Source organism: Acrocarpospora sp. B8E8, assembly GCF_039871605.1.
GTDB classification, from domain to species: Bacteria; Actinomycetota; Actinomycetes; order Streptosporangiales; family Streptosporangiaceae; genus Acrocarpospora; species Acrocarpospora macrocephala.
On sequence record NZ_JBDPLV010000025.1, the window covers coordinates 1 to 14,970 of the forward strand.

Consider the following 14,970-nt stretch of genomic DNA (forward strand, 5'->3'; position numbering starts at 1 on the left):
GGTGTGGTAACCGCCGTTCTATGGGGTCTTGTTGCATGTCAGGGCTACGCCACGCCGTACGCGATCCATCCGTGATCCGCAGAACCGGCACCCACCGTCTCAGCATCCGAGAATGCTGTCAGCCCTGACCCCCAGAGCTACAGCAGTGCGGGTGAGTCCGCTATGTCCGGTCCTCGGCCGACGTAGAACAAGGTCGCGGTTGAGATCAACGGCAAGTTGATCGATGTGTCTTCGATAACCGAAAAAGCGTATTTTCCGGGCACTGCCAAACAAGCCCCTCACTCGCGATCGGCCCAGCCCTCCGGTTCCTCTCCGGACCTCCCGCGCTGGCCGACAGCCGCCTGACCAAGGAGGACATCTGATGACACCCTTCCAATTCTTCGGTTACCTTGAGCTGTTTGGCGAGACGACCTCGGTCCCGGCGGCACGCCATTTCGTCCGCGATGTTCTGACCGGCACCGGATTCGACCGCATCGACGACGCGGAACTCCTGGTCAGCGAGTTGATGTCGAACACGCTCGCACACGTCGGCGGAGCGCTGTCGGTGGCGGTCACCCGTAGCCTCGGCGACATCCTCATCGAGGTGACCGATCGAGGTTCTCCCGCCAGCACGCCGGCGATCCGGCCGCCGCTCGACGGTGAGAGGCCGGGCGGGTTCGGCCTGGTTCTGGTCGAGGAGATCGCCTCGGACTGGGGCTCCTACACCCTGCAGGACCTTCAGGGCACCTGCCAGGTGGTGTGGTTCACCCTGCCTCATCCCGGCGACACCGTCGGCACCTCCGGCGCCCACGGCCGGGGGCCGCTGACCTTCGAGAAGCTGATCGCCATGTTCGACGCGGACCGCTCCGTCGCCGAGTCTCTGCCCCGCCGTCCGCGTTCGGCGGGCCTGTCGGTGGTGAGTGGGAAGGAGCGGTCGTGACGGCTGGCCGTGCCCGGAGGGGGTCCCGGCGGATGGGCGGGCCGGGCTGGGCCGTCCTGGACATCCGCCGCCGGGAGATCGTCGAGGATCTGGCCGGGCGGATCGCCGACGGTGAACTGGCCGAGGGCGCCCGGATGGCCAGCGTCCAGAAACTGCGGGAGACCTACGACATTCCCGGCTCGATCGCCCGTCGCGTTCAGCGTGAGCTGGCCGATCGGGGGTTCATCCGCCGCGTGCCGGGCCTGGGCTATGTCGTCGGCGTGCCCGGGACCGCCCCCGTGCCGCCACACGCAGATGATCCGGACGCGATCAGCACGTTCGTCGCCGGCCCGCGGGCCGGCCGTCCGATTCTCAGTGAGGATCTGCTGCTGGCGCGGCATCGGGCCGGCAAGGATGCCGCCGCCGACTACCGCAGGCGCTTCTTTCCCCGCGCCCTCACCGGCCCGGACGCCATCGACCGGTACTGTGATGAAACGATCTTCAAGCAGGTCGCCGAAGTCATGGCCGGGCGCATCGCCGCCGGGGAGTTTCTCCCGGGGGAGCGGTTCGCCAGCTTGGCCATGCTGCGGCGGGAGTTCGCGATCTCCGACGCCACCGCCCGGCGAGTGCTGCGGGAGCTGACCGACCGGGGCCTGATTCACACGGTGCCCGGCCGCGCCTGTTACACCGGCCCCGCCGAGGCCGGGCATCCCAGCCCGCTCTATCAGCGGATCGCCGCGGAACTGGCCGGGCAGATCTTTTCTGGGGAGATCCGGATCAATCACCCGATCCCCGTACGCGAGGACCTGAGGGCGCGGCACGGCGTCTGCGATCACACTCTTGGCGAGGCCGTCGAGCTGCTGGAATCCCTTGGCTGGGTGATCTGTGTTCCCTACCGGCGTCCCGTGGCCGCGCCTCCCACCTGTTGGCCGGTGTCCCTGGACGGGACGGCCGTGCCGTGATCGGGTATGCCGTGCGCTCGGCGCGAACGTCGGTACGTCGCCGCCGACGAGTTGCGTCATCGTCGCCGACCCGCATGGCCCGCACGAGTCGCCCGGCATTCTCGAATGGAAGGCTTAGGGCGGGTTCTCGGTGTCGTACTCGCCGGGTGGATTGCCGCGGGGGAGCAGGTGTTTGGCGACTCGGGCGGTCGGTGTGCGGGGGAGCGCGTCCACGGTCTGCCAGAAGCGGGGCACCTTGAACGCGGCCAGCCGTTCGCGCGCCCACGCGTGGAGTTCGGCGAAGTCGAGTTCTCCGTTCGCGGGGACGATGAACGCCTTCACCTCTTCTTCCGACAGTTCCGACGGCACGCCGATGACCGCGCATTCGAGCACGTCCGGGTGGGCCGCCAGGACCTCCTCGACCTCCAGTGGGGACAGGTTCTCGCCGCGGCGGCGTAGGACCTCTTTGCGCCGGGACACGAACGTGTACACGCCGTCGTCGTCCACGGTCACCAGGTCGCCGGTGCGGAGCCAGCCGTCCTCGGTGATGACCTTGGCGGTCTCCTCGGGCATTTCCCAGTAACCCGGTGTCACCGCGGGGTTGCGCAGGAGTAGCTCGCCGTCGTCCAGGCGGGCGTGGTTGATCGTGCCGAGCGTCGGGTGCTGGCGGACCGTGCCGAGCGTGCCGTACGGGCGGGAGCCGCGTGGCCAGATGAGGCCGTAGGGGGACTCCGATAGGGCGTACCCGACGATGATGCGCAGGCCGAAGCGGGTTTCGATCTCCAGTTGCCGGTCCTTGGCGGGGGCCGGGCCGGTGTAGCAGAGCCGGAGCGGGGTGTCGGCGTCGCTGGGGAGTTCGGGGCGGCGCATGAGGATCTCCAGCATGGCGCCGATCGCGTTGAACTCGGTGGCGCCGTGGCGGCGGGCCGCGTCCAGGAAGCCGCTGGCCGAGAAGCGTTCCAGCAGGATCAGGCCCGCCCCGCAGGCCAGGGAGCCGAGCACCGAGTAGGCGGGGGCGTTGATGTGGAACAGCGGCAGCGAGGTCATCAGACGGTCCTCGCGGGTCAGGCCCATCCAGAACGGGAAACCCTCGCCCGCCAGCGCGTACGCCCGATGGGTCTGCATCACCAGCTTGGAACGCCCGGTCGTCCCGGAGGTCGGGATCAGCGTAGCCAGGTCGTCCGGCTGGACCTCGACCCTGAGCTCCCCGCTGGTGCCGGTCAGGCCGCCGATGTCCAGCTGGGGCACGCCAAGATCCCAGGGTTCGTCCGTGATGAGCGCCCGAGGGCGGGTCTGCGCGGCGATGCCCGCCAACTCCGCCGTACTGCTCGCCGGGTTGACATACACCGCGACCGCGCCCATCGACGTCAGCGCCAGCCAGCACAGCAGGTACGGCGGGGTGTTGCGCGCGGTGACCAGGACGAGATCGCCGCGCCTGATCCCGGCGGCGCGCAGCGCGGTGCCGGTGCCGGCCACCTGGCCCGCCGCCGCCTCGAACGTGAGGGTCCCGGCGTCGGTGCGCAGCCAGACGCCGCCCGGGTCGCGATCCGCCGCGGCCCACAGCAACCCGGGGATGGTGCCTACGCCGACCGCCGGATGTCCTCGATGATCGCATCGACCAGCACCGTGGGCACAGTGTGGTCCAGCACGCCGTTCTCCCGCAGCTCCACCACGGCCGGAACCGGGTCAGGATCGGCGAACAGCTGCGGATCGCTGTAGTCGACCGGGCGACCGGTCGGGTCGATCGTCCACCACGACGCCTCCAGCGCGATCCCGTTCGGGTCGCTGAAGTAGATCGACCGCAGGAAACCATGGTCGATCACGTCGGTGACCTCGCAGTCGTGCGCCTTCAGCCGATCGCGCATGCGCTCCAGCGCCGCTTCGTCCGGCAGATACAGCGACAGGTGATCGAACTGCGAGGCCTTCTCGTACGGCACACCGGCCGGTTTCGCATAGGTGTCGAGATCTTTCCCGGTGAACTCGAAGAAGGCGATCGTGTTGCCCGGCGCCACCTCGAAGAAGTAGTGCCGGAAGTCGGGGGTGGCCAGCGTGGTCACCAGTCGCGCGTCCAGAACCCCGTGCCAGAACCGCACGGTGGCGTCCATGTCCGGAGTGACCAGGGCGAGGTGGTGCACGCCACGCCAATGCATGGTGTCGGGTGTCGCAGCCATGCTTCGACGCTACGCCGCCACACCGGATCTGGGGAGACGCAACCGGTAGAAATTTCAATCAAATCGGGGTCAGTTGGGTATGGGACCCTCCTCGGTGAGCGCCTCCAGCATCTCGGTGAGGTGGGCGACCTGGGTTTCGAGGCCGCGGACGCGCGCCTCCAGCTCGACGAGCGTGGGGGTCTGAAACGCGTTGCCGATCTGCCTGCTCATCGACCCTCCGGCGGTGCATATCGTAAGCACGCGGGGCAGCGTGCGCGGGATTCCCTATACCCCAAATATCCGCCTTCGCACCTCAAAGCGAAAGGTCAGGCGGTTGCGGGTTAAGGTGGCTTCCATGGTTGATCTCCCGTCGCGCGAATGGCGCGTCGCACCGTCGATCATCGTGCTCAAGGTCATCGGCGCCGTCCTGCTCGCCGTCCTGGCCCTCACCGCCGACGGCCGCGGCCTCTTCCTGGCCGGAATCGCCGCCCTCGGCCTGGCCGGTCTCGCCGTCCGCGACCTCCTGGCCCGGGTGCGTCTGGCCGCCGACACCAACGGCGTCACCGTCGTCACCGGCTTCTCCGGCCGCCACCACATCCCCTGGCCCCAGATCGAACGCATCCGCGTCGACTCCCGCGCCCGGTACGGCACCCGCATGCAACTCCTCGAACTCGACACGGGCGACAACATCCACCTGTTCAGCAAGTTCGACCTGGGCGAACCGGTCGTCCCGGTCGCCGAGGTCCTGATGCGCATGCGCCCATGACCCGGCTCAGCTAGGAGCTCCAGCTTGCCGAGTTCGGCCTCAGCGTGACGTCGCGAGGCCCGCGTGCGCCTGCCGTTCACGCCGCCGTAGTCCATCAGCGTTGACTCACCGCCTCGGCACCGGCGCAGACACCTGTTCCCAGGTCTTGGCCATCAACCGGCAACCCATCTGGAAGCTCCGAACACAGGCCGTCCGCCTGGTCGTGCGGAAGCTCAGTGTGTGCTGGCTCGTGGGGGGATTTCCCGCGAACCGGTGTCGGTGGCGTCGCGGGTTCCGGTCTGGAGTAGCGCGAATGCCCGGTCGGCGTCCGCGACGGCCTCGGGATACACCTCGTCGGCGGTTTGCCCTGCCACGAGTCTTTGCCAGTTGGTCCGGGCGAGCACCCGTTGGACGGCGATCACTTGTGCCGCCTGGAGCCGTGCCGTGATGTCATCGCCGAGGACGGCGGCCAGGGCCTCCTCGTCGTCGAGCATGTACTGGCTGACCCGTGCGGCCAGGCTTGGCGTGGTGAACACCATGCGGTGGAAAGTCAGAACCACGGGATGGTCGTTGAGGCCCGTGACGGGGTCGCGGCGGTCGAGGCCGGCCCGGAAGTGCCGGTGCAGTGCGGTCAGCGACGAGATTCCGGGCTGGCGGTCGCGCACCACCCGTGCGGCCTCACCCTGGTGATCGGCGAACCGGTGCAAGAGCAGATCCTCTTTCGCGGTGAAGTACCGGAAGAGGGTCGGCTTGGAAACCTCGGCGGCCGCGGCGATGTCGGCGACCGAGACTTGGTCGAAGCCGTGGGCGAGAAACAGCGAGATCGCCGCGTCGGCGATGGCGTCGCGGGTCCGCGCCTTCTTGCGGGCCCGCAGTCCAGTCGGTTCAACCACATGAACAGGGTAACATCTATTACTGGGTTGCGTTTTTAACCGAGTAACGATTTGATGCTCGCTATGACGCAGACCGATGTTCTTGTGGTGGGCGCCGGACCGACCGGCCTCACGCTCGCGTGCGACCTGGCCCGCCGTGGCGTCGCGGTACGCATCGTCGATCGAGTGCCCGAGTTCCCCCACGGTTCGCGCGGTAAGGGGTTGAGCCAGCGCAGCCTGGAGGTGCTCGACGACCTCGGCGTGGTCGACCGGCTGCTGAAATTCGGGATTACGCACCTGCCGCATCGCAAGTATCGAGGCGCGGAAGTCGTCTCCGAGATCGACCCGGAGGCCGATCGGGTGGCGACGCCGGACGTCCCCTACCCAACCGGTCTGATGATCCCGCAGTGGCGGGCGGAGCGAACGCTGCGCGAGCGGCTCGCCGATTTCGGCGTCGCCGTCGAGCTCGGCGCCGAGCTGCGGGTCATCAGCCAGGACGCCGACGGTGTGACCGCGACCGTGGGAGAAGCGCAGATCCGGGCGCGGTACCTGGTCGGCTGCGACGGTGGCCGCAGCACCGTCCGCAAAGCAATCGGCCTGCGTTTGCACGGCCAGACGCCGGACATCCAGCTCATGGCGGTCGGTGACGTCGAGGTCGAGGGACTCGGCCGCGACGCCTGGCACCAGTGGTTCGCCGGCGGCGGCGCGATCATGCTCTGCCCGCTGCCGGGCACCGACGCCTTCCAGGTCCAGGCATCGCACGAGCTTGGCCAGGACGGAACGCCGCTGGAGCCGACGCTGGAAACCTTCCAGCGGACCTTCGACCGCCTCGCCGGAATCCCCGGTGTGCGACTGCGCAATCTGACCTGGAGCTCGACCTACCGCGTCAACGTCCGGATGGTCGACCGGCTCCGCGTGGACCGGGTTTTCCTCGCCGGAGACGCCGCGCACGTGCATCCCATCGCCGGCGGCCTCGGCATGAACAGCGGCATCCAGGACGCCTACAACCTCGGCTGGAAACTCGGCCTGGTGCTGGCCGGCAAAGCCGCGCCGGGCCTGCTCGACACCTACGACGAGGAACGGCTGCCGATCGCGAGCTGGACGCTCGACATCACCTCGGAACTGCTCGACGCCATCCTCGCCGCGATCGAGGAGTCGGGCGGCGGCGTGGACGCCGCGGCCTCGCGCGAACTCACCCAGCTCCAGCTCGGATACCCATGGAGCCGGCTGTCCCGGAACGCCGCGAGCCGATCCAGCGGACCACAACCAGGCGACCGCGCACCAGACGCCCCCTGCCGCGACCCGCTCACCGGCACACCGAAACGCCTGTTCGACCTCTTCCGCGGACCCCATTTCACCCTGCTCGGCCTCGGCGAACGCTGCGCCGCAGCACTCAACGACCTTGAGACCGACATCGTCAAGCCCTACCTGATCGGGCCAGGCGGCCTCATCGACGATGCTGGGCACGTGGCACACGCATATGGCCAGGACGCCCAGATCCTCATCCGCCCGGACGGATACATCGGCCTGATCGCCGACGCGGACGACGCGTCAGCGGTCGCCGACTACCTCCGCTCCCTGTAAGCCATTCGCACTCCAGCCGAATGCTCAAGGCGAACTGCGCGACTTCATCCAGCAATCCACTGGATCGTTCGGGGGAGCCCACCTCCAGCCCGTGACCGGCCCTCGGGACACCCACACCTCAGGTAATCAGCCGGTTACGCGGAATGGGCTCACTCCCGTGCGACGAGCCGACGACAACCTCGATCTGGCCAGCGCGAGGCCCTGCGGCAGCGCTTGACGTCCTTCGCGGGCACCGTCCTGGCCGTCACTCACGATCGCTGGTTCGCCGCGGACTTCGATTGGCTTCTCATCTTCGGCGCTGATAGGACCGTCTACGAGAACGACGAGCCGGTGTGGGATGGAGCTCGTGTCGAGCGATCACGCTAGGAGGCCCTCGGCGGGAAGGTTCGCGCCGAGGGCCCGATCCGGTCAGGCGGTCGTGCAGGTGGTGCCGTTGAGGGTAAAGGTGGCCGGGTTGGCGTTGGTGCCGGAGTAGCTCGCCTGGAAGCCGAAGGCGGCGGTGCCGCCGTTGGCGTTCAGGGTGCGGTTGTGGTCGACGTTGCGGGCGGTGACCTGCTGGCCGGACTGGGTGACGGTGGCGTTCCAGGCGTTGGAGATCTGCTGGTTGCCGGGGAAGGTCGAACCCAGGGTCCAGCCGGTGATGGTGGTGGTGGATCTGTTGGTGATGGTCACCTCGGCGGTGAAGCCAGTATTCCAGGAATTGGGGCGGTATGCGACCGTGCACCCGGTGGTCGGCGAAGGAGAAGGCGACGGGCTGGGACTTGGGCTGGGCGACGGCGAAGGTGAGGGCGACGGCGAAGGCGAGGGCGAGGGCGAAGGCGAAGGCGAGGGCGAAGGTGAGGGGGACGGGGACGGGGACGGTGAAGGGGATGGGCCGCCGTAGGTCAGGCCGTAGCCCTGGGGGAAGAGTGGGGTCTTGCCGTCGCCTGCGTTGATTGGTTGCTGGCTGGCGGAGTTCATCCACGTCATGGGGAGTTTGCCGGTAGGGGCGTAGTCGCCGAACAGGACGTCGGCCACCCCGCGGCCTTCGGTGCCGGGAAGCCAGGCCGCGACCAGCGCCCGCCAGTTCGCGATCTGCGCGGCGATGTCCATCGGCCGTCCCGAGACCAGCACCACGATCACCGGGACGCCGGAGGCCTGGAGGCGTTGCAACGTCGTCAGGTCGGTGCTGTCCAAGCCCATCGCGCCGGTCCGATCGCCGTTGCCCTCCGCGTACGGCGTCTCGCCGACGACGGCGATGGCCGCCCGGAAGGTCGAGTCGATGCCCGTCCCGGTCTGGTTGTACGTCACCTGGGTCCCGGATCCGACCGCGTCACGAATGCCCTGCAAGATCGTGGTCCCCGGCGTCGTGTTCCCGGACGAGCCCTGCCAGGAGATCGTCCAGCCGCCGCTCTGGTTGCCGATGTTGTCAGCGCTCTTCCCGGCGACGAAAATCTTCCCGCCGGTCTTGGCCAGCGGCAGAATGTTGCCCTGATTTTTCAGCAGAACCTGGGACTTGCGCACCGCTTCCCGCCCCAGGGTCCGATGTGCCGCGTTTCCGACGGTGCCCGTGAGGCTGCGGTCGGTCAGGGGACGCTCGAAAAGGCCGTACTCGAACTTCTTGGTGAGGATGCGGCGGTTGGCGTCGTCGATCCGGGACATGGAGATCCGTCCCGCCGTGACCTCCTGCTTGAGCAGCGTGATGAAGCGGCGGTAATCGGTCGGGACCATCACCATGTCGATGCCCGCGTTGATCGCCGTGGTGACCTCGGAGGCCGTGAAGCCGACCCCGCCCTCGATCTGGTCGATTCCCGCCCAGTCCGAGACGATGAACCCGGTGAAGCCCAGCTCGCCCTTGAGCACGTCGGTGAGCAGGTAACGATGCCCGTGCAGCTTGGAGCCGTTCCAGCTGCTGTAGGAAACCATCACCGAGCCGACCCCGCGCTGCACGGCGGCCTGGAACGGCGGCAGGTGGATCGCGCGGAGCTCGGCCTCGCTGATCTGGGTGTTGCCCTGGTCGTCGCCGCCGGTGGTGCCGCCGTCGCCGACGTAGTGCTTGGCGGTGGCCAGGACCCCCTTGCCCTGCAGGCCGGTGATGATCGAGGTCATCGGGCTGACGAGCGCGGGTTCCTCGCCGTAGGACTCGTACGTCCGCCCCCAGCGGTCGTCGCGCGCCACGCACAGGCAGGGCGCGAACGTCCAGTCGATCCCGGTTCCCGCCACTTCCTCGGCGGTCGCCTGGCCGATCCGCTGGACCAGGTCGGCGTCCCGGGTCGCGCCCAGGCCGATGTTGTGCGGGAAGATCGTCGCGCCGACCACGTTGTTGTGGCCGTGCACCGCGTCGATCCCGTAGATCATCGGAATGGCCAGCGGCGTGCCTAGGGCCTGCCGCTGGAAGTTGTCGTACATGTCCGCCCAGGACGTGGCGTTGTTCGGCGACGGGGCGGAGCCGCCGCCCGAGAGGATCGATCCCAGCCGGTAGGTCAGCACGTCCGACACCGGGTTGATCGCGGCGCGGTCGGCCTGGGTCATCTGCCCGGCCTTGTCGTCCAGCGTCATCCGGGACAGCAGGTCGTTCACCCGGGTCGCGACGGGCAGGCTCGGGTCCTGGTACGGCAGCGCCGCCGCCGTCGCCACCCGGCTGGGCACGACGGTCAACGCCGAACCCAGGAGCACGCTGACCAAAGTCAGCCGTGCGAGGCGGAATGTCATGGATCCTCCCTAGATATCCCGAGGACCGTACGAACGCGGTAGTTAAGGGTCAATGAAGGGCGCGTTGCACTCGCGGTGACCTGCTCCTTTCCCGGAAAGTTTCACGGCATGATCGGGGAATGCGCATCGTCGAGGTGGAGTCCACCGAGCTGTTCACCGAGGGCCCGCGGCAGATTGTGCGGATCACGCTGGCGGACGCCGTGCCCGGGGTGCCCGTGCGGGTGGCGGGAGTGGGGGTGGCGGGCGAAAGCCGTACCGAACAGGGGGAGACCGTCGAGGTGGCGGTCGGCGCCGATCATCCAGTGGGGGCGCGGGTGCCGATCGTGGTCACCGCCGGGGACGCGGAGGCGGCCGGGGAGCTGGTGGTCGCGGAGCCGGGGTGGACGGTGTGGATGGTGTCGCATTTCCACTATGACCCGGTGTGGTGGAACACCCAGGCGGCGTACACGGCGACCTGGGATCACGCGGGGGAGGCCGCGCAGGCCCACCGGTCGGGGTTCCAGCACGCCGGGTTCGAGCTGGTCAAGCTGCATCTGGCGACCGCGAGGCGCGAGCCTGAGTACAAGTTCGTGCTGGCCGAGGTGGACTATCTCAAGCCGTTCTGGGACGCGCATCCCGAATATCGGGCCTACCTGCGGCAGCTCATCCAGGACGGCCGGGTCGAGATCATGGGGGGCACCTACAACGAGCCCAACACCAACTTGACCAGCGCCGAGTCGACGATCCGCAACCTCGTGCACGGGGCCGGGTTCCAGCGGGACGTGCTCGGCGGGGATCCCGGGACGGCCTGGCAGCTGGACGCGTTCGGGCATGATCCGCAGTTTCCCGGGCTCGCCGCGGACGCCGGGCTGACGTCGAGTTCGTGGGCGCGCGGGCCGTTCCATCAGTGGGGGCCGATGCTCGGCGGCGGCGATCCGGCCAGGATGCAGTTCCCCGCCGAGTTCGAGTGGCTGTCGCCGTCCGGCCGGGGCGTGCTGACCCACTACATGCCCGGCCACTACAGCGCGGGCTGGTGGATGGACTCGGCCGCCTCCCTGGAGCTGGCCGAGGCCGAGGTCTACCGGCTGTTCCTGAAGCTCAAGACGGTCGCCGCCACCAGGAACGTGCTGCTGCCCGTCGGCACCGACTACACCCCGCCCAACCGCTGGATCATGGACATCCAGCGGGACTGGAACGCCCGCTACGTCTCCCCGCGCGTGGTCTGCGGCCTCCCTAACGAGTTCTTCGCCGCGGTACGGAGCGAGCTCGACCATTTCACCCCGCAGACCCGCGACATGAACCCCATCTACACCGGCAAGGACGTGTCGTTCATCGACACCAAACAGGCGCAGCGGCACGCCGAGGCCCAGCTCGTGGACGCCGAGAAATTCGCCACCCTCGCCGCCGTGAGCGAGGGCACCCCCTACCCGTACGCGGAACTCGACAAAGCCTGGCGCCAGCTGGTCTACGGCGCGCACCACGACGCGATCACCGGATCCGAGTCCGACCAGGTCTACCTGGACCTGCTCACCGGCTGGCGCGAAGCCCACGACCTCGGCCGCGACATCCTCACCCGCTCCCTGACCGCGCTCAGCGCCGACCTGGACGGCGTCGTCGTCTGGAACCCGTCCTCCTGGCCGCGCACCGACCTGGTCCGCGCCCGCCTCACCCTCCCACCCGGCTGGTACGGCATCGCCGGAAACGTCCTGCTGGAGAACCCCGAACACCACGACGACGGCAGCCTGCGCGCCGTGGACGTCGTCTTCCTCGCCGAGGACGTGCCCAGCCTCGGCTACCGCACGTTCTCCTTCGCTCCAGGCTCCTTCAGCGGCTGGACCGAACGCGATGGCGACCGGATCGCCAACGCCACCCACGCCATCGAGGCCGACCCCCGGCGCGGCGGCTGCGTCTCCAGCCTGCGCGTCGCCGGGCGCGAACTCCTGCGCCCCGGCCGCGTCGGCAACGAACTCGTCGTGTACGACGAGTACCCGGCCCACCCCACCTTCCACGAAGGCCCCTGGCACCTGGTCCCCAAGGGCACCGCGACCGGTTCCGCCGAGACCACCGCCGAGGTCACGGTGGCCGAATGCGCGATCGGCCGCCGCCTCGTCGTACGCGGCCGCGTCGGCCCTCTGACCTACCGGCAGGAGATCACCCTCTGGGACGGCCTGCCCCGCGTCGACCTGGTCACCCACGCCGACTTCGAGGGCTCCGACCAGCTGGTACGGCTACGCTGGCCGGTCCACATCCCCGGCGCCCTCCCCGTCAGCGAGGTCGCCAACGCCGTCGTCGGCCGGGGCTTCGCCCTCATCGACACCGACTCCGCCGAACACCCGTGGACCCTCGACAACCCCGCCAACCACTGGTTCGCCCTCTCCACCACCTGCAGGATCGGCTCCCACGCCATCGGCGTCGCCGAGATCATCGCCGCCGCCGACACCCCCGCCGACCAACTCCGCGCCCTCTCCACCGCCCTGGCCCGCCAGGGCGTCACCTCCACCTGCTCAACCGGCGCGGGCCCCCGCTACGGCAACCTCGCCGTCGACTCCAACCTCCCCGACGTACGCATCGCGATCGGCACCCCCGAGACCAATCCCTTCATCGCCACCCTCTATTCGTCACGCGAAGAACAGAAGCCGTCGGCCGAAGGGCAGTCGATCCATGCCTCCGAAGATGCCCTCCTCACGGCGGCCCTTCTCCCTGGCGGGGTTACGCGCCAATGGATTCCCGCCCATGAGCCTCTCGACAAGGTCTGGGTTCCCAGCGCCGACCTGTCGGACCCGCGCACGCTCCCGGTCCTGGTCGTGTCCGGGCCCGAGGAAGTCGACGCCCTCATCGAGGACCTGGCGGACGCGGTCGTCGAGGTGCCGTCAGAAGAACCCTTCGACGATTACACCGTTGGCCTGATAAATCGGGGTATCCCCGGGTTCGCGGTGGATTCGGAAGGGACGATGCATGTGTCGCTGATGCGGTCGTGCACCGGCTGGCCGTCGGGGGTGTGGATCGACCCGCCGCGCCGTACCACTCCCGACGGGGCGAACTTCCAGTTGCAGCACTGGACCCACACCTTCGAATGCGCGCTCGTCGCCGCGCCCGGCGGCTGGCGGGACGCCGGTCTGGTCCGGCATGGGCACGACGTCAACCATCCGCTGCTCCCGCTCGTCGCCGGTCCGGCAGGACCCACCCGGTCGCGGTCGTTCCTGGCCACCGAACCCGGGGTCGTACTCGCCGCGATGAAGGCGACCGGCAACCCGATCGCCTCCGGGCGCACTCCGGACCGGGTCGCGGGCATCACCCTGCGGCTCTACGAAGCCCACGGCCGCGACGCGTCCTCGAGGATCACCTCCGTGCTCGGCGGCTGGCAGCGCGCCGACCTGCTGGAGAACGTCACCGGCCCCGCCCCCGAGGTCCTGACCGGCATGGAGATCGTGACCCTCGTCGCCGGGGTGAACCCCACCGCGCCACCGCTGCCCGCGGCCGAACCCCACCAGCCGGTCTTCACCCGCTACTGGCTCGACAACACCGGCCCCGCCCCCACCGGGAACATGCCGATCGCCGTCCACCTGTCCGCCGCCGACCTCGACGGACCCGGCGAGCTCACCCTCTCCATCGCCTCCTCCCTCACCGAGGACACCACCGAGGGTCTCGTGACCCTGCACGCCCCCAGCGGCTGGCTGGTCGAACCCGCCATCCGCCCCTACGTGCTCCCACCCGGCGGCCACGCCACCGTCCCCATCCGCTTCGCCCTGCCCCCGAGCGTCCGCGACGGCCTCTACTGGCTCCGCGCCCGCACGTCCTTCGGCGACCAGGAATACGAGGACGTCACCCGCGTCCACATCGGCGGCCGGCACCCCATCGGCCTCGACGTCACGACAACCGGCTCCCTCTCCCTGAAATCCGGCGAAGAATCCGAAATCATCGTCCGCCTGAAGTCCGGCGCCCTCACCCCCGTCTCGGTACGAACCCAGCTGATCAGCCCATGGCCGACCTACGACATGTTCCCCACCTGGAACACCGGCACAGTCGTCCCCGCCGAAGACGACACCGAAGTCCGCTTCCCCGTCATCGCCCGCCACCCCGGCCGCTGGTGGGCATTGGTCAAAGTGGCCTGCGCCGGCTGGCTCCACTACACCGAGACCATCCAGGTAGAGGTACGCCCATGACAGCGAACACCCACGAAAAGGACACGGCCCAGGCGACCGGCACCGCCGCTCTCGTCCGCCACCAAAGGATCACCATCCACGAGGTGAACACCCGCCTGACCCACCTCCGCACCGGCCCCTTGGCCGACCGCCTGCCCCACCCGGACAGCCCCGAAGGCAGGAACCTCCGCAGGTGGCTGGTCCAGCTGATGGCAGCCGAACTCATCGTCCAGCAGGAGGCGAACGCCCCTGTCCATCTGCCGCCGTCCGGACAAGACCTCGCCCAAGACACGACAGCACCCATCGAGCAAGCCGCGGAGGCGCTTGCCGGTGTGAGCGGGCAAGGAGTAGGGGCTGTTGCCGGTGACACGGGGCGAGCCGCTGGTCAAGCCGCGGAGGCGCTTGCCGGTGTGAGCCGGCGAGAAGTGGCGGCTGTTGCCTGCGACCTGGGCCGAGCCGCCGGTATCTGCCTGGACCTCGCCATGCGGACCGGGGGAGCGGCGGCGGCTGTGCTTGCGACCGTTGCGGGTCGTGCGCTCTTCGAGCGGGTGACCGCTGGGGTGCACGTGGACGAAACCGAAATATCCGGCTATTACATGCGGAATCAGGATGAGTTTGCTGTGCCGGAGACGCGGTGGACGCGGGAGTTCGGTCCGATCCGGCGGGGTGAGCTTGCCGGAGCGATTGAGGATGCCGTCTTTGGGGCGGCCGAAGGAGAGGTTGTCGGTCCGGTTGATGGGCCTGGAGGGCCGTGGACGCTCACGGTTGAGCGGATCGATGGGGGAGAGCGCAAGCCGTACCAGATGGTGCGGGAAAGGATTGGGCGGGAGCTTGCGCTGGCGCGGCGGGAGCAGGTGTTCGGGCGGTGGTTGGAGGGCAGGATGGCCGCGTGGGTGCGGTTGTCGCCGGGGTTCGAACATCCCGGCGATCCTCGGCAGCCCGACGCTGTCCACCGGCACTAGGGTGAG

The 14,970-nt window shown here is 68.9% G+C and carries 11 protein-coding genes and 1 pseudogene; 7 read left to right on the forward strand and 5 right to left on the reverse strand.

Features of this window, described 5'->3' with window-relative positions:
- The first annotated feature begins 361 nt into the window (after positions 1-361).
- Positions 362-919, forward strand: coding sequence for an ATP-binding protein (locus tag ABGB08_RS23610; RefSeq protein WP_347593729.1), 558 nt, complete (start codon positions 362-364; stop codon positions 917-919).
- Complete coding sequence (locus tag ABGB08_RS23615; protein WP_347593731.1) at positions 916-1,860, forward strand: GntR family transcriptional regulator; 945 nt, start codon at positions 916-918, stop codon at positions 1,858-1,860. The genes ABGB08_RS23610 and ABGB08_RS23615 overlap by 4 nt, the downstream gene beginning before the upstream one ends.
- Positions 1,861-1,974: 114 nt before the next feature.
- On the opposite strand, the gene ABGB08_RS23620 is transcribed toward ABGB08_RS23615, so the two are convergent.
- The 3 genes from ABGB08_RS23620 to ABGB08_RS23630 form a co-directional block, all read right to left on the reverse strand.
- A complete protein-coding gene (locus ABGB08_RS23620) occupies positions 1,975-3,405 on the reverse strand; it encodes an AMP-binding protein (protein WP_347593733.1) in 1,431 nt (476 codons plus the stop codon).
- A gap of 14 nt (positions 3,406-3,419) precedes the next feature.
- On the reverse strand, positions 3,420-4,010 hold the full coding sequence (locus ABGB08_RS23625; protein WP_155360150.1) for a VOC family protein: 591 nt from the start codon (positions 4,008-4,010) through the stop codon (positions 3,420-3,422).
- Between the two features lie 69 nt (positions 4,011-4,079).
- Positions 4,080-4,220 (reverse strand): hypothetical protein, encoded by a 141-nt coding sequence (locus ABGB08_RS23630; protein WP_155345834.1) that lies wholly within the window; start codon positions 4,218-4,220, stop codon positions 4,080-4,082.
- A 124-nt stretch (positions 4,221-4,344) separates the two neighbouring features.
- On the opposite strand from ABGB08_RS23630, the gene ABGB08_RS23635 reads away from it, so the two are divergent.
- Entirely contained in the window at positions 4,345-4,755 is a 411-nt protein-coding gene (locus ABGB08_RS23635) for a PH domain-containing protein (RefSeq protein WP_347593735.1), read from the forward strand.
- Between the two features lie 212 nt (positions 4,756-4,967).
- Here ABGB08_RS23635 and ABGB08_RS23640 read toward each other — a convergent pair whose 3' ends face one another.
- Complete coding sequence (locus ABGB08_RS23640; RefSeq protein ID WP_347593737.1) at positions 4,968-5,627, reverse strand: TetR family transcriptional regulator; 660 nt, start codon at positions 5,625-5,627, stop codon at positions 4,968-4,970.
- Positions 5,628-5,690: 63 nt separating this feature from the next.
- Here ABGB08_RS23640 and ABGB08_RS23645 point away from each other — a divergent pair, with 63 nt between their 5' ends.
- Together ABGB08_RS23645 and ABGB08_RS23650 are read left to right on the forward strand one after the other, a co-directional pair.
- Positions 5,691-7,190 (forward strand): FAD-dependent monooxygenase, encoded by a 1,500-nt coding sequence (locus ABGB08_RS23645; protein WP_347593739.1) that lies wholly within the window; start codon positions 5,691-5,693, stop codon positions 7,188-7,190.
- A gap of 172 nt (positions 7,191-7,362) precedes the next feature.
- Positions 7,363-7,556: pseudogene (locus ABGB08_RS23650) on the forward strand (ABC transporter ATP-binding protein); the annotation flags it as partial.
- A gap of 42 nt (positions 7,557-7,598) precedes the next feature.
- Here the strand turns inward: ABGB08_RS23650 and ABGB08_RS23655 are convergent.
- Positions 7,599-9,881, reverse strand: coding sequence for a glycoside hydrolase family 3 N-terminal domain-containing protein (locus ABGB08_RS23655; protein WP_347593741.1), 2,283 nt, complete (start codon positions 9,879-9,881; stop codon positions 7,599-7,601).
- A gap of 119 nt (positions 9,882-10,000) precedes the next feature.
- Between ABGB08_RS23655 and ABGB08_RS23660 the strand changes: the two genes are divergently transcribed.
- On the forward strand, positions 10,001-14,023 hold the full coding sequence (locus tag ABGB08_RS23660; RefSeq protein WP_347593743.1) for a glycoside hydrolase: 4,023 nt from the start codon (positions 10,001-10,003) through the stop codon (positions 14,021-14,023).
- A complete protein-coding gene (locus ABGB08_RS23665) occupies positions 14,020-14,964 on the forward strand; it encodes a peptidylprolyl isomerase (RefSeq protein WP_347593745.1) in 945 nt (314 codons plus the stop codon). Before ABGB08_RS23660 ends, ABGB08_RS23665 begins: the two co-directional genes overlap by 4 nt.
- The last annotated feature ends 6 nt before the right edge of the window (positions 14,965-14,970 follow it).

Coding starts and splice junctions, on each gene's coding strand:
- ABGB08_RS23635 (WP_347593735.1), top strand. CDS start 4,345: ATGGTTGATCTCCCGTCGCGCGAATGGCGCGTCGCACCGTCGATCATC.
- ABGB08_RS23630 (WP_155345834.1), bottom strand. CDS start 4,220: ATGAGCAGGCAGATCGGCAACGCGTTTCAGACCCCCACGCTCGTCGAG.
- ABGB08_RS23660 (WP_347593743.1), top strand. CDS start 10,001: ATGCGCATCGTCGAGGTGGAGTCCACCGAGCTGTTCACCGAGGGCCCG.
- ABGB08_RS23610 (WP_347593729.1), top strand. CDS start 362: ATGACACCCTTCCAATTCTTCGGTTACCTTGAGCTGTTTGGCGAGACG.
- ABGB08_RS23665 (WP_347593745.1), top strand. CDS start 14,020: ATGACAGCGAACACCCACGAAAAGGACACGGCCCAGGCGACCGGCACC.
- ABGB08_RS23625 (WP_155360150.1), bottom strand. CDS start 4,010: ATGGCTGCGACACCCGACACCATGCATTGGCGTGGCGTGCACCACCTC.
- ABGB08_RS23655 (WP_347593741.1), bottom strand. CDS start 9,881: ATGACATTCCGCCTCGCACGGCTGACTTTGGTCAGCGTGCTCCTGGGT.
- ABGB08_RS23645 (WP_347593739.1), top strand. CDS start 5,691: ATGACGCAGACCGATGTTCTTGTGGTGGGCGCCGGACCGACCGGCCTC.